The sequence below is a fragment of the Pseudomonas putida genome, assembly GCF_026625125.1.
Taxonomy (GTDB): Bacteria; Pseudomonadota; Gammaproteobacteria; order Pseudomonadales; family Pseudomonadaceae; genus Aquipseudomonas; species Aquipseudomonas putida_X.
In genome coordinates this window covers 4,221,691-4,247,692 of record NZ_CP113097.1, presented here as the reverse complement: position 1 = coordinate 4,247,692, position 26,002 = coordinate 4,221,691, and the positions used below count along the sequence as shown (strand labels likewise).

At 61.8% G+C, this 26,002-nt stretch carries 25 protein-coding genes; 21 read left to right on the top strand and 4 right to left on the bottom strand.

The genetic code is table 11. The annotated features are described in order from the left end of the window. Positions 1–32: 32 nt before the first annotated feature. From OSW16_RS19525 to flgA, 4 genes are all read right to left on the bottom strand, one after another. A complete protein-coding gene (locus OSW16_RS19525; RefSeq protein ID WP_241804609.1) occupies positions 33–776 on the bottom strand; it encodes a flagellar brake protein in 744 nt (247 codons plus the stop codon). 80 nt (positions 777–856) lie between these two features. Next, positions 857–1,324 carry a flagella synthesis protein FlgN gene (locus tag OSW16_RS19520; protein ID WP_241804608.1) on the bottom strand — a complete coding sequence of 156 codons (468 nt, stop codon included), beginning with the start codon at positions 1,322–1,324 and terminating at the stop codon, positions 857–859. A gap of 49 nt (positions 1,325–1,373) precedes the next feature. After that, positions 1,374–1,685 carry a flagellar biosynthesis anti-sigma factor FlgM gene (gene flgM, locus OSW16_RS19515; protein WP_241804607.1) on the bottom strand — a complete coding sequence of 104 codons (312 nt, stop codon included), beginning with the start codon at positions 1,683–1,685 and terminating at the stop codon, positions 1,374–1,376. A gap of 151 nt (positions 1,686–1,836) precedes the next feature. After that, positions 1,837–2,589 (bottom strand): flagellar basal body P-ring formation chaperone FlgA, encoded by a 753-nt coding sequence (gene flgA / locus OSW16_RS19510; RefSeq protein ID WP_267817769.1) that lies wholly within the window; start codon positions 2,587–2,589, stop codon positions 1,837–1,839. Positions 2,590–2,667: 78 nt separating this feature from the next. On the opposite strand from flgA, the gene OSW16_RS19505 reads away from it, so the two are divergent. The 21 genes from OSW16_RS19505 (at position 2,668) to OSW16_RS19405 (ending at position 25,998) form a co-directional block, all read left to right on the top strand. Then, positions 2,668–3,597 carry a chemotaxis protein CheV gene (locus tag OSW16_RS19505; protein ID WP_241804605.1) on the top strand — a complete coding sequence of 310 codons (930 nt, stop codon included), beginning with the start codon at positions 2,668–2,670 and terminating at the stop codon, positions 3,595–3,597. A gap of 51 nt (positions 3,598–3,648) precedes the next feature. Continuing rightward, a complete protein-coding gene (gene cheR / locus OSW16_RS19500; RefSeq protein ID WP_012315563.1) occupies positions 3,649–4,476 on the top strand; it encodes a protein-glutamate O-methyltransferase CheR in 828 nt (275 codons plus the stop codon). Between the two features lie 336 nt (positions 4,477–4,812). Beyond that, positions 4,813–5,223, top strand: a complete 411-nt coding sequence (flgB, locus tag OSW16_RS19495; RefSeq protein WP_012315562.1) for a flagellar basal body rod protein FlgB — start codon at positions 4,813–4,815, stop codon at positions 5,221–5,223. Between the two features lie 2 nt (positions 5,224–5,225). Next, the gene (flgC, locus tag OSW16_RS19490) at positions 5,226–5,669 is read left to right on the top strand and encodes a flagellar basal body rod protein FlgC (RefSeq protein ID WP_012315561.1); all 444 of its coding nucleotides are present in this window, start codon (positions 5,226–5,228) and stop codon (positions 5,667–5,669) included. A gap of 15 nt (positions 5,670–5,684) precedes the next feature. Further along, entirely contained in the window at positions 5,685–6,392 is a 708-nt protein-coding gene (flgD, locus tag OSW16_RS19485) for a flagellar hook assembly protein FlgD (protein ID WP_241804604.1), read from the top strand. Between the two features lie 30 nt (positions 6,393–6,422). After that, positions 6,423–7,778 (top strand): flagellar hook protein FlgE, encoded by a 1,356-nt coding sequence (flgE, locus tag OSW16_RS19480; RefSeq protein ID WP_267817763.1) that lies wholly within the window; start codon positions 6,423–6,425, stop codon positions 7,776–7,778. Positions 7,779–7,850: 72 nt separating this feature from the next. Continuing rightward, positions 7,851–8,036, top strand: coding sequence for a hypothetical protein (locus OSW16_RS19475; protein ID WP_267817760.1), 186 nt, complete (start codon positions 7,851–7,853; stop codon positions 8,034–8,036). A gap of 331 nt (positions 8,037–8,367) precedes the next feature. Then, complete coding sequence (gene flgF / locus OSW16_RS19470; RefSeq protein WP_042111635.1) at positions 8,368–9,108, top strand: flagellar basal-body rod protein FlgF; 741 nt, start codon at positions 8,368–8,370, stop codon at positions 9,106–9,108. A gap of 47 nt (positions 9,109–9,155) precedes the next feature. Then, entirely contained in the window at positions 9,156–9,941 is a 786-nt protein-coding gene (gene flgG, locus OSW16_RS19465) for a flagellar basal-body rod protein FlgG (protein WP_012315556.1), read from the top strand. Between the two features lie 34 nt (positions 9,942–9,975). Then, positions 9,976–10,671 carry a flagellar basal body L-ring protein FlgH gene (gene flgH, locus OSW16_RS19460; protein ID WP_267817756.1) on the top strand — a complete coding sequence of 232 codons (696 nt, stop codon included), beginning with the start codon at positions 9,976–9,978 and terminating at the stop codon, positions 10,669–10,671. Between the two features lie 12 nt (positions 10,672–10,683). Next, positions 10,684–11,793: a flagellar basal body P-ring protein FlgI gene (locus tag OSW16_RS19455; protein ID WP_241804600.1), complete on the top strand. Its 1,110-nt coding sequence runs from the start codon at positions 10,684–10,686 to the stop codon at positions 11,791–11,793. 11 nt (positions 11,794–11,804) lie between these two features. Then, complete coding sequence (gene flgJ / locus OSW16_RS19450) at positions 11,805–12,971, top strand: flagellar assembly peptidoglycan hydrolase FlgJ (protein ID WP_267817754.1); 1,167 nt, start codon at positions 11,805–11,807, stop codon at positions 12,969–12,971. Between the two features lie 12 nt (positions 12,972–12,983). Beyond that, the gene (flgK, locus tag OSW16_RS19445; RefSeq protein WP_241804598.1) at positions 12,984–15,032 is read left to right on the top strand and encodes a flagellar hook-associated protein FlgK; all 2,049 of its coding nucleotides are present in this window, start codon (positions 12,984–12,986) and stop codon (positions 15,030–15,032) included. 13 nt (positions 15,033–15,045) lie between these two features. Continuing rightward, positions 15,046–16,620, top strand: coding sequence for a flagellar hook-associated protein 3 (locus tag OSW16_RS19440; RefSeq protein WP_119687560.1), 1,575 nt, complete (start codon positions 15,046–15,048; stop codon positions 16,618–16,620). A 118-nt stretch (positions 16,621–16,738) separates the two neighbouring features. After that, a complete protein-coding gene (locus OSW16_RS19435; RefSeq protein WP_267817751.1) occupies positions 16,739–20,320 on the top strand; it encodes a glycosyltransferase in 3,582 nt (1,193 codons plus the stop codon). A 125-nt stretch (positions 20,321–20,445) separates the two neighbouring features. Beyond that, on the top strand, positions 20,446–21,219 hold the full coding sequence (rfbF, locus tag OSW16_RS19430) for a glucose-1-phosphate cytidylyltransferase (protein WP_119687558.1): 774 nt from the start codon (positions 20,446–20,448) through the stop codon (positions 21,217–21,219). Then, a complete protein-coding gene (gene rfbG / locus OSW16_RS19425) occupies positions 21,201–22,283 on the top strand; it encodes a CDP-glucose 4,6-dehydratase (protein ID WP_267817747.1) in 1,083 nt (360 codons plus the stop codon). Before rfbF ends, rfbG begins: the two co-directional genes overlap by 19 nt. Beyond that, positions 22,280–22,840: a dTDP-4-dehydrorhamnose 3,5-epimerase family protein gene (locus OSW16_RS19420; protein ID WP_267817745.1), complete on the top strand. Its 561-nt coding sequence runs from the start codon at positions 22,280–22,282 to the stop codon at positions 22,838–22,840. The genes rfbG and OSW16_RS19420 overlap by 4 nt, the downstream gene beginning before the upstream one ends. Next, complete coding sequence (locus tag OSW16_RS19415; protein WP_241804594.1) at positions 22,837–24,060, top strand: class I SAM-dependent methyltransferase; 1,224 nt, start codon at positions 22,837–22,839, stop codon at positions 24,058–24,060. Before OSW16_RS19420 ends, OSW16_RS19415 begins: the two co-directional genes overlap by 4 nt. A gap of 5 nt (positions 24,061–24,065) precedes the next feature. Then, positions 24,066–24,923, top strand: coding sequence for an NAD-dependent epimerase/dehydratase family protein (locus OSW16_RS19410; protein ID WP_267817743.1), 858 nt, complete (start codon positions 24,066–24,068; stop codon positions 24,921–24,923). Then, on the top strand, positions 24,913–25,998 hold the full coding sequence (locus OSW16_RS19405) for a class I SAM-dependent methyltransferase (RefSeq protein WP_267817742.1): 1,086 nt from the start codon (positions 24,913–24,915) through the stop codon (positions 25,996–25,998). Before OSW16_RS19410 ends, OSW16_RS19405 begins: the two co-directional genes overlap by 11 nt. The last annotated feature ends 4 nt before the right edge of the window (positions 25,999–26,002 follow it).

The following is a 26,002-nucleotide window of genomic DNA, read 5'->3' as shown; positions in this document are numbered from 1 at the left end:
CAGCCTCCAGGGGGGGCGTTCTAAGCAGACGATCAATAATCGTCTTTATCGAACCGCCGCGCTTCGCGCTGCAGCTGGTACACGAAGCTCTCTATCTTGCGTTGCGCCTGGCCATTGAGGTTATGGAAGCGTACGCCGGCAAAGGTGGTGTTGATCCGCTCTTCGTAATGCAGGTGGCGCAACTCGACCATCATGTCCACCAGGCCCAGCGGGTTGCTGGCTTTGAAGCGCTCGTAAACCTGGCCCAGTTGCAGACGCGCCTCGACGTTGCCGTCGAACCGCAGCTTGCAGCCAGTGGCGGAGATGTCGAGCAACTTGCCGCGCAAGGCACCATTCCCCTTGAGATGGGTACCATCGAGAATCACATCGACCAGCTGCGACAGCTTCAGCGCAGCGCGAAATGCATTGCGCCGCTGGTGGTAGGTCACCTCGTCCGGCAAGGCACCGCGGTAGGAGCGATGGCCATCGACCTCGGTGATCCTCAGTTCGTGGTTGCACTCCCACGCAATGCGTACGCCGTCGTGGAACCCTTCAACGCGGAACGGCTCGCCGTTCTCGATGAATTTTTCGCCATCGCGCGGGATCATCTCATCCAGCGCCAAAGTATTGCTGTCACGGTCCACATGAACCACGTAGCTCTGGAAACGCTGGCTGCGCTCATGGAAGGTGATGATCAAAGGATCATGGCTCTCCAGCAACTGGCGCAGGTTGGCCGCAATCTCCAAAGGAGTGTTCAGCACCTTTGGCGGCTGCGGAGCATCGGTTTCATTGAACACGGGTTATCAATCTCCAGGCAAAAACGACACACGCAAGTAAAGGCATTTTGCCAGTATGTTCCGTGCCTTGATAGAACTAATCACACTTGGCTGAGCGCCCGAGGCTTGGCCAGTGGCGAAGTGGCGCCACGGCTGTCGTAGAGCGACGGAGAATCGCCGCCCATGAGGATTCTGATCTGGTTGGCGGTGACGTGCTGCTGTACCTGGACGATCCGGCCATTGGTTTCGTTGACCTTTTGGCAGGTTTCCATCAATTCGGTCAGCGCTCTGAGTTGTTGCATGATCACTTCACCGTTTGGCGACTGTGCAGCAACGGCCTGCACCCCGGCGCGGTCGGCGCTGAGGCCGAGGCTGGTGAGCAGGTTGTGGCGGCGGATGCCTTGCTGCTCGAGCAGAACGATCAGCGATTGCTTGCGGGCCAGGATGCCCTCCAGCGGTGCCATATCGCGCCCGTGCAGGGCGACTGCCTCCTGCTGAAGCAGGTCGAGCAGCTCCTGGGTGGGGGCGATGTCGTCTTCGATCAGTTGCAGCAATGTGATGTCGTGCATGGCTAACTCTTGGCTTTTCAAGCGTCCGTGAAGTCAGCGCGCCGAACGGTCAGCGCTGGGCTTCGAAATCGAGCAGTTTGCTGGCGACCCGGCCGGCATCGACCTGGTAGCTGCCATCTGCGATCGCCTGTTTCAACTGTGCCACGCGGGCATTGTCGACAACGGGCTGGTCGCGCAGCTTGTCGCTGACCTTTTGCAACTGCTGGGCCTCTTGGCTGAGGTGTACCGCTTCTCCGCTGGCGCTTGCGCTATTCGGCGCGGTGGTTTCGCCGGACTTGTCGGCGTTGCCGGGCGCGGCATTGCCGCGAACGCCGCCCGTGATGGACGGAGAGTTATTCAAACGACTGAAGTCGATGACCATGATCAGAAACCCCTGGGTATTTGGACGCTTGCCATGTTTTCGGCCATTGCGAAAGAAACTTTAGGCATAAATGCTCAGCCGCCTCTCGGCAAGCCCGCGAACCCGTTCCTGATACAGTTTAGAAAAAGCGGTAATACACTGCCAGCCCAATCTACATGGCGACCTCCACCTGGCCGGGGGCCGTGACCCGGGCCTTCACTACCCTCTGCGAATTCAGGTTGCGCACCCGGATCTGTTCGCCCTGGCCGCCTTTGCTGAGGGCCTCGCCGGGCATGCGTACGGCCAGGCTGCCGCTGCGGGCGATGATCACCACATGGTCGCCCTTGCGTATCACTTCGGCCTGCTCCAGGTGCTGTGGGGTCAAAACCTGGTCGATCACCGTCGGGCGCAGCATCTTCATGCCAACCACCTGATCAAGGTCGGTGAGAAAGCCTTGGGTGAGGGTGCCAACGTCACGTTCGCGCAGGGCCACGTCACCTTCACCCACGATATTCTGGCGCTTCAGCGGGCGGGTAACCACCACCACATCGCGGAACAGCCGCACCGTTGCCGGCACGAAGACGGTCCACGGCGCGGCGCCGTCGCAGCGTACACGTACCGTGACACGCCCCAATGGCTGCGCCGGGCTTTCCAGCGAAGCGTCCAGTTGCTGGCTGCACAGCGGCATGCGCAGGCGCGGATCGAGCGAGTTGACCTGTATTTCGTAGCGGCCCGGTGTCTGCGTCGTGGCCAGGTAATCCTCTACGGTGAATTCAAGAAACCCTTGGGTGACACCGATAAGCTGTTCAGGCAAGGTAACCGCGTCCGCCAGCGTTCGAGCGCCGGGTGCCAGCAGGCACAGTGCAGCCAGCGAGCCGCTCAGCAGGTGCGTCAGTCGTCGGAAAATTGTCGTTTTCGTGTACATGACGCTCAAAAAAGCAAAGCCCGTGCCGACTCGCTGTAGGAGTGGCTACGATATGGCAGAAAGAAGAAGGAGTCAGGCATGGCGGGGGTTATGGATTCAGTCAACCAGCGCACACAGCTGGTTGGGCAGAATCGCCTGGAATTGCTGTTGTTCCGCCTCAATGGCGCGCAGCTTTACGGCATCAATGTGTTCAAGGTCCGCGAGGTGCTGCAATGCCCTGAGCTGACCGTGCTGCCCAAGTCCCACCCAGTGGTGCGTGGTGTGGCCAACATTCGTGGGGCGACCATTCCGATTCTCGACCTGTCGATGGCCACCGGCTTGCCCGGGCTGCAGGAAGAGACTCGCAACAGCTTCGTGATCATCACCGAGTACAACACCAAGACCCAAGGTTTTCTGGTGCACTCGGTCGAGCGCATCGTCAACATGAACTGGGAAGAAATCCACCCGCCACCCAAGGGCACCGGCCGCGACCATTACCTGACTGCGGTTACCCGGGTGGACAACCGCATGGTTGAAATCATCGACGTGGAAAAGGTACTGGCCGAGGTGGCGCCGTCGTCCGAGTCGGTGTCAGCCGGTGTGGTCGATGCCGACACCCAGGACAAGGCCGTGCTGCTGCGTGTGCTGACCGTTGACGATTCGTCGGTGGCGCGCAAGCAGGTCAGCCGCTGCCTGCAGACGGTCGGTGTCGAGGTGGTGGCGCTCAATGATGGGCGCCAGGCCTTGGACTACCTGCGCAAACTGGTGGAGGAGGGCAAGCGGCCGGAAGAAGAGTTCCTGATGATGATTTCGGACATCGAGATGCCGGAGATGGACGGTTATACGCTGACCGCCGAGATCCGCAGTGACCCGCGCATGCAAAAGCTACATATCTGCCTGCATACTTCGCTGTCCGGGGTGTTCAACCAGGCGATGGTCAAGAAGGTCGGTGCCGATGACTTCCTGGCCAAGTTCAGGCCGGACGACCTGGCCCAGCGCGTGGTCGACCGGATCAAGGCAACGCATTGAAGTAGCCGGGAGGCGACTCCCGGTACCTGTGATTGAAAAGAGGCCGCAGTAGTGTCTACGGGTAATTTGGATTTCGAACAGTTCCGGGTATTCCTGGAGAAAGCCTGTGGCATCCTGCTGGGTGAGAACAAGCAGTACCTGGTCTCCAGCCGTCTCAACAAGCTGATGGAGCAGCAGGGCATCAAGAGCCTGGGCGAACTGGTGCAGCGCATCCAGGCTCAGCCGCGTGGGGGGCTGCGCGAGCAGGTGGTGGATGCGATGACCACCAACGAAACCTTGTGGTTTCGCGATACCTACCCATTCGAAGTGCTGAAGAACAAGGTCATTCCCGAGTTCATCAAGAACAACCCCGGCCAGCGCCTGCGCATGTGGTCGGCGGCCTGCTCGTCGGGCCAGGAGCCGTACTCCATTTCGATGGCCATCGATGAGTTCGAGCGCAGCAACCTGGGCCAGTTGAAGATGGGTGCGCAGATCGTTGCCACCGACCTGTCCGGGTCGATGCTCAACAACTGCAAGACCGGTGAATACGACAGCCTGGCGATCGCCCGCGGCTTGTCCCAGGAGCGCCTGCAGCGCTACTTCGACACCAAGGGGCCGGGGCGCTGGGCGGTCAAGCCGGCGATTCGCAGCCGTGTCGAGTTCCGCTCGTTCAACCTGCTCGACAGCTACGCGGCGTTGGGCAAGTTCGACATCGTGTTCTGCCGGAATGTGTTGATCTATTTCTCGGCACAGGTGAAGAAAGACATCCTGCTGCGTATTCACAGCACCCTGAAGCCAGGTGGGTACCTCTTCCTGGGGGCGTCCGAGGCGCTCAATGGGTTGCCGGACCACTACCAGATGGTGCAGTGCAGCCCGGGAATCATTTACCAGGCCAAGTGATCGGCTGCGAGCCTGCCGGTCTGTTCCAGGCAGGCGTGAGAGCGAACGCTGCCCGCGCGGCGCTCGCGCTCAAAAGCCTGATGTTCCAAGCAGCAGGTTGCCCTCCCCCAAACGCCACCCACGCCTGTTGACGTCAATTTTTTGTTTTGCCGCTTTTGCCGCCCGGCAATTGCCGCTTTGCGTTGTTCAGGCGGAAGCCTTTTGCCGCTTTTCTGGCATCGCGCCATCAGCCATCTCCGCCCCAGCCCAGTGTTTCTGGCCTTTCAGGATATTGGCACAGCCCTTGCTATAGCTTGGCCAACGATATTCCGGTCAACCTTCGAAGGTTTCCCCGACATGAGCATCAGTTTCGACAAGGCGCTTGGCATCCATGAAAAGGCACTGGGCTTCCGCGCTCAGCGCGCCGAAGTGCTGGCCAACAACATCGCCAACGCTGACACGCCCAATTACAAGGCGCGTGACATGGACTTCTCTTCGGTGCTCGCCGCCGAAAGCCAGAAGCAGCAGAGCGGTGGCCGCTTTGCCATGGACCGAACCAACAGCCGTCACATCGAGGCCGAAGGCCTGGCAATGGCTGACGACACGCTGCAGTACCGCACGCCGACGCAGCCGTCGATCGACCAGAACACCGTGGACGCCCAGATCGAGCAATCGAACTACACGGAAAACGCCATTGGCTTCCAGGCCAGCTTCACCCTGCTCAACAGTAAATTCAAAGGGCTGGTTTCTGCCCTGCGAGGAGAATGACCATGTCCCTGTCCAGTGTCTTCAACATTGCCGGTAGCGGCATGAGCGCGCAGAACACCCGCCTCAACACCGTTGCTTCCAACATTGCCAACGCCGAGACGGTTTCGTCGAGTATCGATCAGACCTACCGCGCGCGGCACCCGGTGTTCGCCACCACCTTCCAGAATGCGCAGGCCGGCGGCAGCCAGTCGCTGTTCGAAGACCAGGGCGAGGCAGGGCAGGGAGTGCAGGTCAAGGGCATCATCGAAGACCAGAGCAACCTCGAAGCACGCTACGAGCCCAACCATCCGGCGGCGAACAAGGACGGTTACGTCTACTACCCGAACGTCAATGTGGTCGAGGAGATGGCTGACATGATCTCCGCCAGCCGCGCGTTCCAGACCAACGCCGAGCTGATGAACACCGCCAAGAACATGATGCAGAAAGTGCTGACCCTGGGTCAGTGATAAGGAATCCGGACCATGGCAGTCGATAGCACCAGCGGTGTGAACCTCAATGATGTCCTGACAGCGTCGGGCGTCGGTGGTACCACCAAGAAAACCACCGATACCGTGTCCAAGACCGGTACCGATACGCTTGGCAAGGACGCGTTCCTGCAGTTGCTGGTTACCCAGATGCAGCACCAGAACCCGCTGGATCCGCAGGAGAACGGTGAGTTCGTGGCCCAGCTGGCGCAGTTCAGCAGCCTGGAAGGCATCACCTCCCTGAACGAATCGGTCAGCAGCATCACCAATGCCATGGCCTCGTCCCAGGCCCTGCAGGCCTCCTCGCTGGTCGGCCGTTCGGTGGTGGTACAGAACGACAAGGCGGTGGTCGATACCACTGAAAGCTTCAATGCACAGTTCGTCGTGCCGCAGGCAATCAGTGAAGCGAAGATCACCATCAAGGACAAGGACGGCAATACCGTCAAGACCATCGAGCTGGGCGAGCAGAAAGCCGGCTATGCCGACTTCATCTGGGACGGCACCAACGACAGCGGCGAGAAGGTCGACCCGGGCACCTACACCTTCGCCGCCAGCACCACCGTGGATGGCCAGTCGGTGCAGATGAGCACGCTGCTGCCGGCCAAGGTGACCAGCGTCAGCTTCAATGCCACCGGCGAAATGGTGCTCAACCTTGCTGGCGTCGGCAAGGTCTCCCTCTCTGACATACAAACCATCGGTATCTAAGGCCCGCCAGCGCGGCGCAGGAGCGAATTCATGTCTTTCAATATCGGCCTTAGCGGTCTGTACGCAGCCAACAAACAGCTGGACGTTACCGGCAACAACATCGCCAACGTCAATACCACAGGCTTCAAATCCTCGCGTGCCGAGTTCGCCGACGTCTATGCCGGTGCCAACCGTCTGGGTGTGGGCAAGAACCAGGTCGGCAACGGCGTGCGCCTGGCGGCGATCTCGCAGCAATTCACCCAGGGTGATGTCAACAACACGGGTAATGTGCTGGACATGGGTATCCAGGGCCAGGGCTTCTTCGTCCTGTCCGACAACGGTTCGCGGGTCTACACCCGTGCCGGTGCGTTCCAGGCCGACAAGAACAACTTCGTGGTCACCTCGGACGGCCTGCGCCTGCAAGGCTACGCGGCCGATGCGAACGGTAAGATCCAGAAGGGTGTGCTGACTGACCTGCAGATCGACACCTCGGCGCTGCAGCCAAAAGCCACCTCGCTGATTGACCAAGGCATCAACCTGAACTCCTCGGCCACCGATATTCCACTGGAAATCGATGATGGCACGGGTGCGATGGTGCCTAATCTGCCGTTCGACCCTACCGACGAGACGACCTACACCAAGTCGTTCCCGACCAAGGTGTACGACAGCCAGGGTAACGAGCACACCATGGAGCAGTTCTACCGCAAGACCGGTACGAACGAATGGACCATGTACACGTTGGTCGACGGTCGAAACCCGTTCGATCCTGCTTCCACCACGCCGCTGACCGGCACCATCAGTTTCAGCAGCGATGGTTCTGTGAGCAGCATGACTGCCGATAACACAGGCCATCCGGCGGGTGCTTCGTTCACCGTGACCAACAACACCTTCACCATGACCGGTTGGGTGCCAGCGGTCGAGGATTCGGCAGGCAACTGGGCGTCCAATGGCGCTGCGGGTAACGCCGATGGCATGAAGCTGTCGATGAACAGCACCACGTCCTACAACACCGAGACCGCGCGCATGTCGCAGTCCCAGGATGGTTACGCCACCGGTATCCTGTCGAGCCTGAGCATCGACTCCACCGGCGTGATGTTCGCCAGCTTCAGCAACCAGCAGTCGCGCGCCATTGGCCAGGTGGCGCTGGCCAGCTTCGCCAACGAGCAGGGCTTGCAGCAGATCGGCGGCACCCGCTGGACCGAAACCTTCTCTTCCGGCATTCCCGGCATCGATGAGCCCAAGACCGGTACGCTGGGTAGCGTCGAGTCCAATGCCCTGGAGGCTTCGAACGTCAACCTGACCCAGGAGTTGGTCGAGCTGATCAAGGCGCAGAGCAACTACCAGGCGAACGCCAAGACCATCTCCACCGAAAGCACCATCATGCAGACCATCATCCAGATGACCTGATGGTCGCGGGTTGATTGTGTGAAGACGAACCCCTTCGCCATGAAGGGGTTCGTCGTTTTTGTGGGAGGGCTTATGAAAAAGTGGCTTGTCGCCGCGTTTGCCGTGTTCTGCCTGTATCAGGCCCATGCGGGTACTGCGCCCTGGTGGCGCTGGGAAAGCCAGGTGGATGGGCGCCTGGTGTGCTCACAATGGTCGCCGGGGGAGGGCTGGAAGCGTTTTGCCGGGCCTTACAACAATGGTGGTTGCCGCGATCGGTGATTGCCTGCACCGGCCTCATCGCCGGCAAGCCGGCTCCCACAGGGTTTTACAGCGCTGCGGATATTGGGGGCAACCGTCTTACCCAATATCCAGAAGTTTACGCGATCCTTGTGGGAGCCGGCTTGCCGGCGATGAGGCCGGTGCGCACACTTGCTTTGCCGCTACCGGCAACCCGGCGCCGGATAACCGGCGTTCTCCTGCCCGGTAGCACCCTTCAAAGCCCGTATTTGCGGGCTTTTTCAGCATTTCAAAAAGTTGGTTCGGAACTTGCTTTAGTGCCTGCACAGCAACGGCGAGCGGCAAACGATCGCCAGTGCAGCGGAGGATGACTGTGGACAAGATGCTTTACGTGGCCATGACCGGCGCCAGCCAGAACGCGCTGGCGCAGAAGGCCCACGCCAACAACCTGGCGAACATTTCCACCAATGGTTTCCAGCGTGACCTGGAGCAGGCGCGCTCGATGCCGGTGTTCGGTGACAGCTTTCCGTCGCGGGCGTTTGCCATGACCGAGCGTCCGGCCACCGACTTCAGTGAAGGGCCCATGGTCGAGACCGGGCGTGACCTGGACGTGGCGGTGGCGGGGCAGGGCTTCATTGCCGTGCAGGCCCCCGATGGCAGCGAAGCCTACGTACGTACCGGTAGCCTGAACATCGATGCCCTCGGCGTGCTGCGCGCCGGTAATGGCATGCCGGTGATCGGCAACGGCGGGCCGATCGCCATTCCGCCAGAGCAGAAAGTCGAAGTCGGCGCTGACGGCACCATCAGCATCCGCTCCATGGGTGAAGACCCGCGGGTGATGGCTGAGGTCGACCGGATCAAGCTGGTCAACCCGGACACCAAGGGCCTGACCAAGGGCCTGGACGGGCTGATCCACACCACCAGCGGCCAGCCGGCAGCTGCCGATGTCAACGTCAAGGTCGTATCTGGCTTCCTCGAAGGCAGCAACGTCAATGCCGTCGAAGAAATGACGTCGGTGCTGGCGCTGTCTCGCCAATTCGAACTGCACGTGAAGATGATGAACGCGGCCAAGGAAGGCGATGAAGCCATGGCGCGTGTTTTGCAACTCGGCTAACCACACTTGAACGGGTGCCGTAAAACAGGCGCACGAGGAGAATACTGATGCTTCCGGCTCTTTGGGTCGCTAAAACCGGCCTGTCCGCCCAGGACACCAACCTGACGGTCATTTCCAACAACCTGGCCAACGTTTCGACCACTGGCTTCAAGCGCGACCGCGCCGAATTCCAGGACCTGCTGTACCAGATCAAACGCCAGCCAGGCGCGCAGTCCACCCAGGACAGCGAACTGCCGTCGGGCCTGCAGGTCGGTACCGGTGTGCGCATCGTCGGCACCCAGAAAAACTTCCAGACCGGCAGCCTGCAGACCACCGAAAACCCGCTGGACATGGCGGTAAACGGCCGTGGTTTCTTCCAGGTGTTGCAGCCGGACGGTACGGTTTCGTACACCCGTGACGGTACCTTCCACCTGAACTCCGACGGCCAGATCGTCACCGCCAACGGCTTCGCGCTGGAGCCTGCGGTGGTCGTGCCGAACGACGCCCAGACCTTCACCGTAGGCCAGGACGGCACCGTGTCGATCACCACCGCTGGCAACCCGGCAGCGCAGGTCATCGGCAACATCCAGACCGCCGACTTCATCAACCCGGCCGGCCTGCAGGCGATCGGCGACAACCTGTTCCTGGAAACCGCTGCCAGTGGTGCCCCACAGGTCGGTACCCCAGGCCTGAACGGCTTCGGCACCACCCTGCAACAGACCCTGGAAAACTCCAACGTCAGCACCGTGGAAGAGCTGGTCAACATGATCACCACGCAGCGCGCCTACGAGATGAACTCCAAGGTCATCTCCACTGCTGACCAGATGCTGTCGTTCGTCACTCAGCAGCTGTAAGCCCAAGTCCCTGTTACACCGTGAGGTAAGCGTCATGAATCGTTTGTTGTCCCTGTTCGCCCTGGGGGGGGCGGTGTTGCTGGCTGGTTGCGTCGCGCCGACGGCCAAGCCCAACGACCCGTACTACGCGCCGGTTTTGCCGCGCACCCCGTTGCCGGCAGCGGCCAACAACGGTTCGATCTACCAGGCCGGCTTCGAGCAGAACCTGTACAGCGACCGCAAGGCGTTCCGCGTGGGTGACATCATCACCATCACGCTCAACGAACGTACCTCGGCCAGCAAGAATGCCGGTTCGCAGATCCAGAAGGACAGCAGCGCCAACATCGGCCTGACCTCGCTGTTCGGTGCCACGCCGAACACCAACAACCCGTTCGGCGGCGGCGACCTGTCGCTGGAGGCGGGCTACAGCGGTGAACGTGCCACCAAGGGTGACAGCAAGGCCACCCAGGGCAACACGTTGACCGGCTCGATCACCGTCACCGTCGCCGAAGTGTTGCCCAACGGCATCATCGCCGTGCGGGGTGAGAAGTGGATGACCCTGAACACCGGCGAAGAGCTGGTGCGCATCGCCGGGCTGATCCGCGCCGACGACATCGCCACCGACAACACCGTGCCGTCCACCCGTGTGGCCGACGCGCGCATCACCTATTCGGGTACCGGTTCCTTCGCCGACGCCAGCCAGCCTGGCTGGCTGGACCGTTTCTTCCTCAGCCCGCTTTGGCCCTTCTGAGTACGGATGAACATGTTCAACGTCAGGCAACTGATTGCCGCAACCTTGCTTCTGTCCTGTGCGTTTGGCGCCCATGCCGAGCGCCTCAAGGACATCGCCAGTATCTCGGGCGTGCGTTCCAACCAGTTGATCGGTTACGGCCTGGTGGTGGGCCTCAACGGCACGGGTGACCAGACCACCCAGACGCCGTTCACGCTGCAGACGTTCAACAACATGCTGTCGCAGTTCGGCATCAAAGTGCCCGCCGGCTCCGGCAACGTGCAGTTGAAGAACGTCGCCGCAGTGTCGGTGCATGCCGACTTGCCGCCCTTCGCCAAGCCGGGCCAGGTGGTGGACATTACCGTGTCCTCGATCGGCAACTCCAAGAGCCTGCGCGGCGGTAGCCTGCTGATGACCCCGCTCAAGGGTATCGACGGCAATGTCTACGCCATTGCCCAGGGCAACCTGGTGGTCGGCGGCTTCGATGCCGAAGGCCGCGATGGCTCGAAAATCACCGTCAACGTTCCGTCGGCGGGTCGTATTCCAGGTGGCGCTTCGGTGGAACGTGCAGTACCGAGCGGGTTCAACCAGGGCAATACCCTGACGTTGAACCTCAACCGGCCCGACTTCACCACCGCCAAGCGTATCGTCGACAAGGTCAACGAACTGCTCGGCCCAGGCGTCGCCCAGGCGGTGGACGGCGGCTCGGTGCGCGTCAGCGCGCCGATGGACCCGACCCAGCGTGTGGACTACCTGTCGATCCTCGAAAACCTGGAGATCGACCCGGGCCAGGCCGTTGCCAAGGTCATCATCAACTCGCGTACCGGCACCATCGTGATCGGCCAGAACGTCAAGGTTTCGCCGGCGGCGGTGACCCACGGCAGCCTGACCGTGACCATCACCGAAGACCCGATCGTCAGCCAGCCGGGGCCGTTCTCCAATGGCGAGACCGCCGTGGTGCCACGCTCGCGGGTCAACGCGCAACAGGAGGCCAAGCCAATGTTCAAGTTTGGCCCGGGCACCACGCTGGATGAAATCGTCCGTGCGGTGAACCAGGTGGGCGCAGCGCCCAGCGACCTGATGGCCATCCTCGAAGCCCTGAAACAGGCCGGCGCCTTGCAGGCCGACCTGATCGTGATCTGAGGACGCCACGCATGAACTCGAAAAGCCTGGTTTCCAGCACGGCCGACAGCGGCGCCTACACCGACCTCAATCGCCTGAGCTCGCTCAAGCACGGTGATCGCGACAGCGATGCCAACGTGCGCAAGGTGGCCCAGGAATTCGAGTCGCTGTTCATCAGCGAAATGCTCAAGGCCTCGCGCAAGGCCAGTGACGTACTGGCCGACGACAACCCGATGAACAGCGCGACGGTCAAGCAGTACCGCGACATGTACGACCAGCAGCTGGCTGTGAGCATGTCCCGCGAGGGTGGCGGTATCGGCCTGCAGGACGTGCTGGTGCGCCAGCTGTCGAAGAACAAGAGCGCGCCGGTCAACACCAGCCCGTTCCCCCGTAGCGAAGGCAGTGCGCCGGCGCTGTGGGGCAACAAGGTAGCCGACCCGGTACATGCCGTGCAGTCGACTGCCACCCGCAACGACGTTGCCGCGCTCAATTCAAGGCGCCTGGCGTTGCCGGGCAAGCTGACCGACCGCTTGCTGGCCGGTATCGTGCCCTCGGCGGGCAACCCGGCGGCAGCCACCAATACCGCCGCCGTACCGGCCCGCGATGGGCAGCAGGTGGCGCAGAGCTTCGCCGTGCCCGAGCGCGGGCTGCGCATCTCCGGCCGTGCCGTGGCGCAGCCGCCTCTGGCGCCGAAAAAAGCGTTCACCGACAGCGACGCATTCGTCGCCACCATGCTGCCGATGGCCGAACAGGCCGCCAAGCGCATCGGTGTCGACCCGCGCTACCTGGTGGCCCAGGCAGCCCTTGAAACCGGCTGGGGCAAGTCGGTCATGCGCAACAGCGATGGCAGCAGCAGCCACAACCTGTTCGGCATCAAAGCCACGGGCAATTGGGAAGGCGACTCGGCGCGGGCGATCACCAGCGAGTTCCGTGACGGCCAGTTCGTCAAGGAGACCGCAGCGTTCCGCTCCTACGACTCCTATCAGGATAGCTTCCACGACCTGGTCAGCCTGCTGCAGAACAATTCCCGCTATCAAGAAGCGGTGAAGGCGGCCGATAAGCCAGAACAGTTCGTGCAAGAGTTGCAAAAGGCCGGGTACGCCACCGACCCGAATTACGCCAGCAAGATCTCGCAGATCGCAAGACAGATGAAGTCGTACGAGAGCTATGCATCGCTCGGTACCACAACACCACTTTAAGGGTATGGAAACATGGCGAGTTTGATCAACATTGGCATGTCGGGATTGTCGGCCTCCCAGTCGGGTCTGCATACCACAGGCAACAACATCGCCAACGCCGATGTCGCCGGGTACTCCCGTCAGCAGAATATCCAGCGTGCCAAGGGCTCGCTCCAGGAAGGCCAGCTGTTCATGGGCACCGGTACGACGCTGGCGGATGTGCGCCGGGTGTACAATGCCTTCCTGGATGCACAGTTGCAGACCGCCACCTCGCTCAACAGTGACAGCACCGCCTACCTGAACCAGGTCACGCCCCTCAACAACTTGTTGTCGGACAGCAACACTGGTATCACTGGCGCGCTGACCAACTTCTTTTCCGCCTTGCAGAGCGCTGCCAACAAGCCGACCGAAGACGCTTCCCGTCAGTTGTTGTTGAGCAATGCCGATGCGCTGGCCAATCGTTTCAACAGCCTCTCTGCCCAGTTCAAGGAGCAGAACACCAACATCAATGGCAACTTGAGCTCGATGACCGCCCGGATCAACGAGCTGACCTCCAGTATCGCGCAGTACAACGAGCAGATTTCCAAGGTGTCGGCGGTCAACGGCCAGCCCAACGACCTGCTCGATCAGCGCAACGAGGCAGTGCGTCAGCTCAATGAGTTGGTGGGCGTGCAGACCGTCGAGCGTGACGGAAATATCGACGTCTACCTCAAGAACGGGCAGTCGCTGGTACTGGGCAAGACCACCAACAAGATGAGCGCTGAGCCAAGCGCCACCGACCCTACGCAGTTTGCGATCAAACTCGATCGTGGCAGCACCACCATGGATATCACCAACAGCATCACCGGCGGTGAAATGGGGGGGCTGTTGCGCTACCGCAGTGAAACCCTCGCGCCGGCCATGAACGAGCTGGGTCGTATCGCGTTGGTGGTGTCGCAGCAGATCAACTCGCAGCTCGGCCAAGGTATCGACAAGAACGGTGAATTCGGCGCTGCTCTGTTTGGCGACATCAATAGCGACAAAGCCATGTCTGCGCGCAGCACTGCCAAGATTGGTAACGCTGGCGACGCCGCCCTGAATGTCGTCATCCGAGATACCGGCAAGTTGAGCACCAGTGACTATCAGGTGACGTTCGTTGGCCCGACTGCGGACAAGTTCCAGGTCAAGAAGCTGCCTGACGGCACGGACATGGGCACCTATAGCACCAACGACGACCCGGCACCGGTGATCGACGGTTTCAGCATCGACCTCAAGAGCGGTACTGCGGCAGTGGGGGATAGCTTCAAGATTACCCCGACCCGCAATGCCTCGGCAGAGATCGACGTAGTGCTCACCGACGCCAAGCGGCTCGCCTTGGCCGCACCGCTGACCGCCACATCCGGCAGCGGCAATTCCGGTACCGGGGTGATCACCCAGCCGGTACTGACCTCGGTGTTGGACATCGCTGACCCTGCCCAGCGCCTGGAACTGCAAACCGGCATAAAGTATTCCACCCCGGTGCGCCTGGTGTTCGGTGACGAAACCGCCTCACCACAAACCTACGAAGCCTTCGATGCCAAGGGCAACAGCATTGGCACCGGCACCTTCATTCCGGGGCAGAGCAATACCCTGAAGCTCGATGTGCCAATGATCGACGCCTCGGGCAACCCGATCAATGACGCCAGCGGCGTCCAGAAGTCATTCAGCTTCGAGATGGATGTAGCCGGCTCGCCCAAGAATGGCGACAGCTTTACCGTATCGTTGACCGGCGCAGGCTCCTCGGACAACCGCAATGCACTGTCCCTGCAAGAGCTGCAGACCAAACAGACGATGGACATCGGTTCGACCAAGGGCATCAGCATCACCGATGCCTACGGCAAACTGGTGGAAAGTGTGGGTGCCCAGGCCAAGCAGGGCCAGATGGATACCCAGGCAACCGGCGTCATTCTGACTCAGGCTGCCGGCGCCCGCGACTCGTTGTCCGGCGTGCAGCTGGATGAAGAAGCCAGCAACCTGATCAAGTACCAGCAGTACTACACGGCCTCGTCGCAGATCATCAAGACGGCGCAGGACATCTTCAACACGCTGATCGCTGCGCTTTAAGGAGTATTGATCCATGCGTATTTCCACGGCCCAGTTCTACCAGACCAGCGCGGCGAACTACCAGCGCAACTATTCCAACCTGATCAAGACCAATGAAGAGGCCAGTTCCTTCGTCAGGGTCAATACCGCTGCCGATGATCCGGTGGGGGCTGCACGTCTGCTGCAGCTGGGTAATCAGGCAGACATGCTGGCCCAGTACAAGACCAACGCGACAAACATCACCAACTCGCTGAACCAGACCGAGACCACGCTCAATTCGATCAACACGATCCTGACGCGGGTCAACGAGCTGGCGATCGAGTCGGGTAATGCCGGCTACACCGACACCGAACGCAAGGCCAAGGCAGCCGAGCTGGGGCAGTTGGAAGACCAGCTGTTGAGCCTCATGAACAGCCGTGATGAGAACGGCCAGTACCTGTTTGCCGGTTCCAGTACCGACACCGCGCCGTTCGTGCGCAATGCCGATGGTACCTATTCTTATCAAGGTGACCAGACCCAGCTGGAGCTGCAGGTCGGTGACATGCTCAAGATGGCCGGCAACAGCTCTGGCTATAGCGTATTCGAGCAAGCCCTCAACACCAGCCGCACCGAAACCAGCCTGAGCGCCCCCGCGGTGGATGATGGCCGCGTGAAGCTGTCCAATGGGCAAGTGTCCGGCAGCGTCACGTACAACGATCGCTTCCGCAGTGGTCAGCCGTACACAGTCACCATGCTCAGCAGTACCGAGTTCAGCATCACCGACAGCCTGGGCAACGATGTGACCGCCGAGGCCACCCAGGGCGGTAAATTTGATCCCGATACCGTAGGCGGATCGATGATCAGCTTCCGTGGTGTGGACATGCGGCTGAACATCAACCTTCAGGACGGCGACGTTCCGGATGCAGCGGTGGCAGGTCATACCTTCACCCTGCAAAGCAAGCCCGATACCATCACTGCGACCCGTAGCCCGGGCAACCCGTCGAGTGCTCAGGTATCGTCGATCAGCATCACTGATCCGGCCCAGTACAAAGCGATGTTTCCCAATGGCGGTGCGGTCATCAAGTTCACCAGCGCCACGGACTTCGAACTCTATGCCCAGCCGCTGACCGCTGACAGCCGCCCGGTGGCCAGTGGTGCCATGACTGGCAACGTCGCCTCGGCTGCCGGTGTGGACTTCACCTTCACCAGCACGCCCGCGCAGCAGTCCGGTGACCAGTACGTGGTGAACGTCGACAACCACCAGACCCAGAACGTTCTGGACACCGTCGCCCAGTTGCGTACGGCGTTGAGCAAGCCGATCGACGGCGATAACGCGGCCTACCAGCAACTGCGTGCAGACCTGGATTCGGCCATCGCCAATATCCAGAGCGGTCAGGACGCGCTCAACACGGCAGTCACCGATATCGGTGCCCGTGGCAAGGCGCTGGAAATCCAGCAAAACACCAACGAGAGTCTGAGCATTGCCAACAGCACCACGCAGTCGTCGATCCGTGACTCGGACCCTGCCACCGTGCTGGTCCGCCTTACCCAGCAGCAGACCTTGCTTCAGGCTTCGCAGGCGGCTTTCGCACGCGTCAGCCAGCTGAGCCTGTTCAACGCCATCGGTTAAGTGCGCCCGTCGCCTTCACCGCTTACCCCTCGGGTACGCGGTGAAGGCGCATTGATTTCCCCGTAGTATCGACTGTTCTGAATTCCCTGCGGGCAGTCATCGGTTGAGAGATTTCCTCGTGAACCCAGCCCCTCTAGTCAGCCTCGTCATTCCCGCCTGCAACCCCCGTTACTTCCGTACTGCTCTGGTCAGCGCCCTGGCTCAGGATTACGCAAACCTCGAAGTCATCGTCTGCGACGACAGCCCAGGTACGCAGATCGAGGCGGTGGTCGATGAGCTGCGCAGTCTTGCACGTCATCCACTGATTTACTTGCGTAACCCGCAACCGCTGGGTTTTGCCGGGAATTTGCAACACGGGCTGGAGCAGAGCCAGGGCGACTACATCAAGTTCCTCTGTGACGATGACCGCCTGATGGCCGATTGCGTGTCCAGCCAGGTGCGACTGTTCCAGGCCCATGACGATGTCAGCCTGGTCGCGGCCAGGCGCCACCAGGTCGATGCTGAAGATCACATTTTGCCGCAGCGTCTGGAAACCAGCCCGGTCACGTTTGGCGACACACTGTTCAACGGTGACGACCTGTTGGATTTCTTCGAGACCCGCCAGCTCAACTTCATCGGCGGGCTGAGCAGCGTGCTGGTGCGTACCCGCGATCTGCGTGAATTGCTGCCTGCGCTGGCGCCGGGCTTTGTGGCAATGCTCGATTTCGTGTTGTTCGTGTGCCTGCTGCGTCGCGGCCATCTGGGCGTGACCGCCGGGGTGCACTGTGTCGAGCGGGTTCATCCCGACCAACTGCGTCGCCAGAGCGATGTGAAGGCTGCCGCTACCAGTGAATCACAACACCTGCGCGACATGTTCGCCGCGCGCACTGCAGTACGTGAGCCGTTCTCCGGTTGGGTGCGGGTGCAAATCCTCCAGGGCGACGAGGGCGATACCCAGCGTATCTGGGAGAACCTGTTCCTGATCCATACCCTGCGCTGCTTGCAGGCGATCCAGGAATCTCATGTCGGCAGCGACAGCGACAGTTTTGCCGAGCTGTACAGCAAATGGCTGGCCTGCCGACAGGATCCGCTGGTGCTCGCGCGTCTGATGCGCCTTAGCGAGCACTGGCCAACTCGTCCGCGTATCGTGCCCGTGGTTATCGACAGCGAGGGTGATGCACAAGCTCTGCAGGTTACCCTGGACAGCATTGAGCGCCAGGCCTATGGCGCAGAGATGACGCTGGTATTGTCCAGCGCGCCGCTGCCAGGCGGCCCAGATGTTCGCAGGGTCCACCAGCCATTGCAGGCCGACTGGGCTGAACAACTGAACACAGCGATTGACCAGTTGGGCGAGGTGGACTGGATCTACCTGCTGCGTGCTGGCGACCGGCTCAATGCCTTCAGCTTGATGCTCCTGGCCGAGCGGGTCGTATCGCGCCCGCAGATCGCCTGCTGCTATGGCGATGAGGGGGGCGTGCGGGATGAGGCGTCCGTAGAGCCGGTGTTCAAGCCCGACTTCAACCTCGATTTGATGCGCGGTTACCCCTATACCGGTCGCATGCTGGCGTTCTCGCTTGACGCCTTGCGGGCACTGGGCGGTTTCACGCCCGGATATCGCGAGCTGGCGCCGCACGATCTGCTCTGGCGTCTTGTGGAAAGCCGCGGCCCCCATGCCATCGAGCACATTCCGGAAGTGCTGGCCGAAAGCGCGTTCAGCTACGCTGCCTGGCTGTCTTCGCAGGCAGTGGTTGAGGAAAATCCGAAACTGCTGGATGCCCACCTCAGGCGCTTGGGCGTGACCTACCGGCTGCAGAACAGTGGCGGGGCAATCAACCAGGTCCGCTACCTGCACGCCACCCAGCCACTGGTAAGCCTGGTGATCAGTGCCCAGGACCAGTTGCCTGCCCTCGAGCGCTGCCTGGAAAGCGTGCTTGAGAAGACCGCCTACGGTCACTACGAAGTGCTGATTGTCGACAATGCCAGTCAAGGTGCCGAGACTCACGCCTGGCTCAGCGCCCTTCAACAGCTGGGCGAAGACAAGTTGCGGGTCCTGATGCTGGGCGAGCAGGCCAGCTTCGCCGCTGTGCAGAACCTTGCCGCGCAACACGCCCGGGGTGAATACCTGCTGATGCTGAGCCCGTTCGCTGTGGTCACCGAGCCAGACTGGCTCGACGCACTGCTCAGCCATGGCCAGCGCCCTGAAGTCGGAGCGGTGGGTGCCAAGCTCTGCAACGCCCACGGTCTGATCGTGCATGCGGGCGGCGTGCTGGGCCTGCGTGGCGCCGTGGGGTCGCCGTTCGTGGGCGAGACGATGGAGGCGGGCGGTTACATGCAGCGCTTGCAAGTGGCGCAGAATTATTCTGCTGTCGGCGCTGATTGCCTGTTGGTGCGCAAAGAGCTGTTCCTGTCGTTGGGCGGGCTCAATGAAAGCGTCTTCAGCCTGGCCTTCAGCGATATCGACCTGGGCCTGCGCCTGGGCGAAGCCGGGTACCTCGTGGTGTGGGCGCCGGATGCCCGGCTGGTACTTGACCCGCCAGCGCCGGCGGCGATCGATGCGCAGGCTGAAGCCGAGCGCCAGGCCCGGCTGGCGCAACAGCATGATGCCTTCTTCAAGGCCTGGATGCCGGTGGTGGCGCGTGACCCCGCTTACAATATCAACCTGTCCCTGAACGGCTCCAGCTTCTGTCTGGATCCGGGCCTCAAGGCCGCCTGGACGCCTTTCGTCAGCCGTCCACTGCCCCATGTGCTCGCATTGCCAATGAACAAGACTGCGGTCGGGCATTACCGGGTGATCCAGCCGCTGGTCGAGCTGGAGAAGGCTGGCTGGGTGACCCAGCAGCAGTACTTCGAGATACCGAGCAACGTCGAGCTGGAACGCAGCTCGCCGGATGTGGCAATTCTGCAGGGGCGTTATACCGAAGGGTTCGTCAAGGAGATCGAGCGCCTCAAGACCTTCTCCAAGGGCTTTTGCATCTACGAGCTGGACGACTACGTGATTGATGTGCCGAAGAAGAACGGGCACCTCAAGCACACGCCAAAAGATCTGGAAAAATCCCTGCGCCGAGGTATCGAACGCTGTGATCGGCTGGTGGTCTCGACCCAGGCGCTGGCGGATGCCCTGCATGACACCCATAGCGATATCCGGGTAATGCCGAACATGCTGGCCGAGCAGCTCTGGACCGGTTTGCGTAGCCAGCGCCGCAGCGCGCGCAAGCCGCGGGTGGGTTGGGGCGGTGGCACCAGCCATACCGGCGACCTGGAAGTGATTGCCGAGGTGGTCAAGACCTTGGCGAACGAAGTCCAATGGGTGTTCTTCGGTATGTGTCCGCCGGCATTGCGGCCCTACATCAGCGAGTTCCATCCGCCGGTGCCGCTGGAGCTGTACCCGGCCAAGCTCGCCAGCCTGAACCTGGACCTGGCCTTGGCGCCACTGGAGTATCACATCTTCAATGACTGCAAGAGCAACTTGCGCTTGCTGGAATACGGCGCGTGCGGGTACCCGGTGATCGTCACCGATACCCGTGCCTATGAAGGCTACTTGCCGTGCACGCGGATCAAGACCAACAGCACCGCCGAGTGGCTGGAGGCGATCCGCATGCACCTGGCGGACCCTGACGAAAGTTTCCGCCAGGGCGACCGTCTGAAGCAGGAAGTGCTGCGTGACTATGTGCTGCGCGAAGAGCACGTTCAGCATTGGTACAGCGGCTGGATGCCGGGCTGACTGCGGGGTGTATGGACGACACCAGTAAAGCGTCTTCTGGCGCGTTTCCTGCAAGCCCCCCGTCATATCGCCATAAATCGTGCAGCCACACGACTTATGGCTGGTGACGAACACGAGGGGACGACATGAAGGCGGTAATTCTGGCGGGTGGACTGGGCACGCGTATCAGCGAAGAGTCTCACCTCAAGCCTAAACCCATGATCGAAATCGGTGGGAAGCCAATTCTCTGGCACATCATGAAGCAGTACTCGGCTCACGGCATCCACGACTTCGTGATCTGCCTGGGCTACAAGGGCTACGCGATCAAGGATTTCTTCGCCAACTACTTCCTGCACACCTCGGACGTCACCTTCGACATGCGCGAAAACCGCATGGACGTGCACCAGAACTACAGCGAGCCATGGCGCGTGACCCTGGTCGACACCGGTGAAGAAACCATGACCGGTGGCCGCCTGCGCCGCGCCGCTCGCTACCTTGAGGGCGAAGATGCCTTCTGTTTCACCTACGGGGACGGTGTTTCGGACCTGAACATCGGCGCCCTGGTGGATTTCCACCTGGCCCACGGCAAACTCGCCACCGTTACTGCGGTACAGCCTCCTGGGCGCTACGGCGCGCTGGCACGCGACGGCGACAGCGTCACCGGTTTCGTCGAAAAGCCCCGTGGTGACGGTGGCTGGATCAACGGTGGCTTCTTCGTGCTTTCGCCCAAGGTGCTCGACTACATCGCCAACGATCAGACTTCCTGGGAGTCGGAGCCGCTTGCCTGCCTGGCCGCTGAGTCGCAACTGAACGCCTTTGAGCATGATGGCTTCTGGCATCCAATGGATACGCTGCGTGACAAGAACCATCTGGAACAACTCTGGCAAAGCGGGGAGGCTCCATGGAAGCAGTGGGCCTGAGTCCAGCGTTCTGGCAGGGCAAGCGTGTTCTGCTCACCGGTCACACGGGTTTCAAAGGCAGTTGGCTGGCGCTCTGGTTGCATGAGCTCGGCGCTCAGGTCACAGGCTTCGCGCTGGACCCTGGCACCGAACCAAGCCTGTTCGAACTTGCCCAGGTCGGCAGCGACATTGCCGACGTGCGCGGCGACCTGCGCGACCTCGGCGCGCTGCTTGAAGCGATGGCCCAGGCCCAGCCGGAAATCGTCCTGCACCTGGCGGCTCAGCCACTGGTGCGCGAGGCCTACCGTGACCCGCTAGGTACCTATTCCAGCAACGTGATGGGCACCCTTAACCTGCTTGAAGCGGTGCGCCAGGCTGGCGGGGTGCGTGCGTGCGTCCTGGTCACCACCGACAAGGTCTATGCCAACCAGGAATGGCCCTGGCCGTACCGCGAGAACGAGGCCCTGGGCGGGCATGACCCGTACAGCAGCAGCAAGGCCTGCTGCGAGCTGCTGGCGCAGTCCTACGCCGCGTCATTCTTCCCGGCCGCCGAGCATGCCGAACACGGCGTGGCCCTGGCCACCGCGCGCGCCGGCAATGTACTGGGCGGCGGAGACTTTGCCGCAGAGCGGCTTGTCCCCGATGTGCTCAAGGCTTGGTCGGCCGGGTCGCCGGTCACCCTGCGCTACCCGCAGGCCGTGCGCCCTTGGCAGCACGCCCTGGAACCGCTGGCCGGCTACCTGCAGTTGGCCGAGCGCCTGTATACCCAGGGGCCGGCCTGCGCCGGTGCGTGGAACTTCGGCCCGAGCGAAGGCGACATGTGCAGCGTCGGTGAGGTGGTCGACCGCCTGGCCCGGCAATGGCCGCAGGCACCAGGGGTGCGGGTCGAGCCAAGCGAGTTGCATGAAGCCGGGTTGCTACGCCTGGACAGCTCTCGTGCCCGCCAGGTGCTGGGCTGGCGCACGCGCTGGTCGTTGCACGAATGCCTGCAGCACACGCTCGACTGGCACCTGGCGTGGCAGCGTGGCGACAACATGCGCGCCGTCACGCTGCACCAGCTGAACCTGTACACGGAGTTGCCGTGACTGATCTGCTGCTGCAAGCCTTGCCACTGGGTGGCCTGTTCAGTGTCCAGCACAAGCGCCATGGCGATGCCCGCGGGCAGTTCGCGCGGCTGTTCTGCGAATCCAGCCTGGGCGCCTTGGATGCGCCGTTCCATGTGCGCCAGATCAACCACTCGCACACTCAGGGCTCAGGTAGCGTACGCGGCCTGCACTACCAGACCGGCGACATCCCGGAGGCCAAGCTGATCACCTGCCTGCGCGGTGAGGTGTGGGACGTGGTAGTGGACCTTCGCGAAGGCTCGCCAACCTTCCTGCACTGGCACGCCGAGCACTTGCGGGCCGGCGATGGCCGCAGCCTGTTGATACCGGCCGGCTTTGCCCATGGTTTCCAGGTGCTGAGCGAGGATGCCGAGCTGCTTTACCTGCACAGTGCCGACTATGCGCCGGGCCGCGAAGGCGGGCTGTCGGTACTCGATCCGAAGTTGGCCATCCGTTGGCCGCTTGCTGTCAAGAATCTGTCGGCCCGGGATGCCGCTCATCCCTGGCTGGACCTGTCGTTTACCGGAGTGCGTCCATGAACTGCCGTGGCTGTGGTACCTGCCTGAGCCTGCCCCTGATCGACCTTGGCACTGCGCCGCCGTCCAACGCCTACCTGCGCGCTGACCAACTGGCCGCGGCCGAGGCTTGGGTGCCGCTTAAAGTGGCGGTGTGTGAGCAGTGCTGGCTGGTGCAGACCGAGGATTACACCCGCGCCGAGACGCTGTTCGATGCCGACTATGCGTATTTCAGCTCCTATTCCAGTTCGTGGCTGGCCCATGCCCGCGACTATGTCGGGCAGATGGTCGAGCGTTTCGGCCTGAACGGCGAGAGCCGGGTGGTTGAAATCGCCGCCAACGACGGTTATCTGTTGCAGTATGTGGCCGAGCGCGGCATTCCCTGCCTAGGTGTCGAACCCACCCGAAGCACTGCACAGGCGGCCCGGGAGAAAGGGCTGCAAATTCGTGAGGTGTTCTTCGGCGAACAGGCCGCCCATGACCTGGCGAGTGAAGGTTGGTCGGCTGACCTGATGGCCGCCAACAACGTGCTCGCTCACGTGCCGGACATCAACGATTTTCTGCGCGGTTTCGCGACCCTGCTCAAAGCCGATGGTGTGGCCACTTTCGAGTTTCCGCACCTGCTGCGCCTGATGGCCGAGCAGCAGTTCGATACCCTTTACCATGAGCACTACTCCTACCTGTCGCTGACGGCGGTCAACACGCTTTGTGCCCGCAACGGCCTGGTGATCTTCGATGTCAGCGAACTGCCGACCCATGGCGGATCGTTGCGGGTTTTCGTGCAGCGCGCCGATGGCCCGCGCCCACGCCAGGCCAGTGTCGACGACCTGCTTGGCATCGAGGCGCGGGTCGGTGTCAGCACGGCGGCGTTCTACAGCACCCTTGCACCGGCGGCGCAGCGGATCAAGCACCAGCTGCTGCGCTTCCTGTTGCAGGCCAAGGCCGAAGGCAAGCGAGTGGTTGGCTATGGCGCCGCAGCAAAGGGCAACACCCTGTTCAACTACGCAGGCGTGAAGCCCGACCTGCTGGCCTGGGTGGCCGACGCCAACCCGCACAAGCAGGGCAAGTTCCTGCCGGGCAGCCGAATTCCCGTGGTCGCCCCCGAGCGCCTGGCCATCGAGCGGCCGGACTATGTGCTGGTACTGCCGTGGAACCTGCTCAAGGAAGTCAGCGAGCAGCAGGCGCACATCCGCAAATGGGGCGGGCGCTTTGTGATCGCCGTGCCTGAGCTGACCGTCCTGTGACCGCGATGAAGGTGCTTGTCACCGGTGCCACTGGCTTTGTGGGCCGGCATCTGGTCGCCGCCTTGCTGGCGCGCGGGTACCGGGTGCGTGCGCTGGCACGTCGTCTGGAGCCGGCTCAAGCCATGCCGTGGTTCGGCCAGGTCGATTTCGTCGCCGCCGATCTGCATGACCCGCAGTTGGACGTCAATCAGTTGTGCGACGGCATCGATGCGCTGGTGCACCTGGCCTGGCCTGGCCTGCCGAATTATCAAGGGCTGTTCCACCTGGAGCGCAACTTGATGGCTGACTATGCCTTCATCAAGCGTGCCGTCGCAGCCGGTGTCGGCCAGGTGCAGGTGGCCGGCACCTGTTTCGAATACGGCCTGCGCAATGGCGCGCTGGACGAGGCGCTGGCCTGCCAGCCGGCCAACCCTTACGGGCTGGCCAAGCACAGCTTGCGCCTGTTCCTCGAAAGCCTGGCCCGCCAGCAACCGTTCAACCTGCAGTGGGTGCGCTTGTTCTACCTGTTTGGCGAGGGGCAAAACCCAGGCAGTCTGCTGGCAGCCTTGGACAGCGCAATCGACCAGGGGCAGCCGCATTTCGACATGTCCGGTGGCGAGCAACTGCGCGACTACCTTGCCATCGAAAGCGCCAGTACATACCTGGCCGACCTGCTCGGTCAGCGCGATTTCAGCGGCGTGGTCAATTGCTGCAGCGGCCAGCCGATTTCGGTACGCAAGCTGGTGGAAGCCCGCATCGCCGAGCGCAACGCCACCCTTGCGCTGAACCTTGGCCATTACCCTTATCCTGCCCACGAACCCATGGCGTTCTGGGGCGATGCCCGCAAGTTGCAGGCTCTGCTGGGAGCACGCCATGAAACATGAGTTGTATAGCGCCACCGGCCTGCCGGTGCTGCAGAACCGCACATTCGCCGATGCTCAGTCGGCCCGAGCCTCAGCCAGCGCAGACATGCGCTTGGTGCAGGACAGTCGCACAGGGTTGGTTTACAACGATGCTTTCGATGCCGACAAGCTCAACTACGACAGCGACTATCAGAACGAGCAAGCGCATTCGGCGCGCTTCCAGCGCCATCTGGACGATGTCGAAGGTGTCATCGCCCGTCACTTCAGGGGCCAGCGCCTGATCGAAGTGGGCTGTGGCAAAGGCTGGTTCCTCGAACTGTTGCGCGAGCGCGGTTATGCCGTCACCGGCATCGACCCGGCCTACGAGGGCGACAACCCGGACGTGGTCAAGGCGCCCTTCACCCGTGAGTTGAACCGCCAGGCCGAAGCCATCGTGTTGCGCCATGTCCTCGAGCACATTCAGGACCCGATCACGTTCCTTGGCGCCATCGCCGATGCCAACGGCGGGGTAGGGCAGATCTACATCGAAGTGCCGTGCCTGGACTGGATCATCGAGCACAAAGCGTGGTTCGACCTGTTCTACGAGCATGTCAATTACTTCCGCCTGGCCGACCTGCGCCGCCTGTTCGGCAAGGTCGCCGAGGCCGGCCACCTGTTCGATGGCCAGTACCTGTACATCGTTGCCGACCTTGCTAGCCTGCAGACCACGCTCGAGCCCGTGCCGCCGCTGTCGTTGCCGGCCGATTTCAGTGCCAGCCTGCAGCATGCCGCATGTCTGGTGCGCCGCGATGCCGGACGTGGTTCGGCGATCTGGGGCGCATCGTCCAAGGGCGTGATCTATTCGCTGTTCCTGCAGCGTGCCGGTGCTCCGGTGGACCAGGTTATCGACATCAATCCTGCCAAGCAGGGTCGCTACCTGCCGTTAAGTGGCGCGCGGGTGTCATCGCCGCAAGAGGCGATGCAAAGCCTGCCGGATGGCGCCCACCTGTTCGTGATGAATTCCAATTACCTCGAGGAAATCCGCCGCATGACCGATGGCCGTTTTGTCTATCACGCCGTCGACAATGCCGATTTCACCGACCAGCCAACCGAGTAAAGAA

Coding starts and splice junctions, on each gene's coding strand:
- OSW16_RS19410 (WP_267817743.1), top strand. CDS start 24,066: ATGAAGGTGCTTGTCACCGGTGCCACTGGCTTTGTGGGCCGGCATCTG.
- flgH (WP_267817756.1), top strand. CDS start 9,976: ATGAATCGTTTGTTGTCCCTGTTCGCCCTGGGGGGGGCGGTGTTGCTG.
- flgM (WP_241804607.1), bottom strand. CDS start 1,685: ATGGTCATCGACTTCAGTCGTTTGAATAACTCTCCGTCCATCACGGGC.
- flgJ (WP_267817754.1), top strand. CDS start 11,805: ATGAACTCGAAAAGCCTGGTTTCCAGCACGGCCGACAGCGGCGCCTAC.
- OSW16_RS19520 (WP_241804608.1), bottom strand. CDS start 1,324: ATGCACGACATCACATTGCTGCAACTGATCGAAGACGACATCGCCCCC.
- OSW16_RS19505 (WP_241804605.1), top strand. CDS start 2,668: ATGGCGGGGGTTATGGATTCAGTCAACCAGCGCACACAGCTGGTTGGG.
- flgG (WP_012315556.1), top strand. CDS start 9,156: ATGCTTCCGGCTCTTTGGGTCGCTAAAACCGGCCTGTCCGCCCAGGAC.
- rfbG (WP_267817747.1), top strand. CDS start 21,201: ATGGAAGCAGTGGGCCTGAGTCCAGCGTTCTGGCAGGGCAAGCGTGTT.
- OSW16_RS19455 (WP_241804600.1), top strand. CDS start 10,684: ATGTTCAACGTCAGGCAACTGATTGCCGCAACCTTGCTTCTGTCCTGT.
- flgD (WP_241804604.1), top strand. CDS start 5,685: ATGGCAGTCGATAGCACCAGCGGTGTGAACCTCAATGATGTCCTGACA.
- rfbF (WP_119687558.1), top strand. CDS start 20,446: ATGAAGGCGGTAATTCTGGCGGGTGGACTGGGCACGCGTATCAGCGAA.
- OSW16_RS19405 (WP_267817742.1), top strand. CDS start 24,913: ATGAAACATGAGTTGTATAGCGCCACCGGCCTGCCGGTGCTGCAGAAC.
- OSW16_RS19440 (WP_119687560.1), top strand. CDS start 15,046: ATGCGTATTTCCACGGCCCAGTTCTACCAGACCAGCGCGGCGAACTAC.
- flgC (WP_012315561.1), top strand. CDS start 5,226: ATGTCCCTGTCCAGTGTCTTCAACATTGCCGGTAGCGGCATGAGCGCG.
- flgA (WP_267817769.1), bottom strand. CDS start 2,589: ATGTACACGAAAACGACAATTTTCCGACGACTGACGCACCTGCTGAGC.
- flgK (WP_241804598.1), top strand. CDS start 12,984: ATGGCGAGTTTGATCAACATTGGCATGTCGGGATTGTCGGCCTCCCAG.
- flgB (WP_012315562.1), top strand. CDS start 4,813: ATGAGCATCAGTTTCGACAAGGCGCTTGGCATCCATGAAAAGGCACTG.
- OSW16_RS19415 (WP_241804594.1), top strand. CDS start 22,837: ATGAACTGCCGTGGCTGTGGTACCTGCCTGAGCCTGCCCCTGATCGAC.
- OSW16_RS19475 (WP_267817760.1), top strand. CDS start 7,851: ATGAAAAAGTGGCTTGTCGCCGCGTTTGCCGTGTTCTGCCTGTATCAG.
- flgE (WP_267817763.1), top strand. CDS start 6,423: ATGTCTTTCAATATCGGCCTTAGCGGTCTGTACGCAGCCAACAAACAG.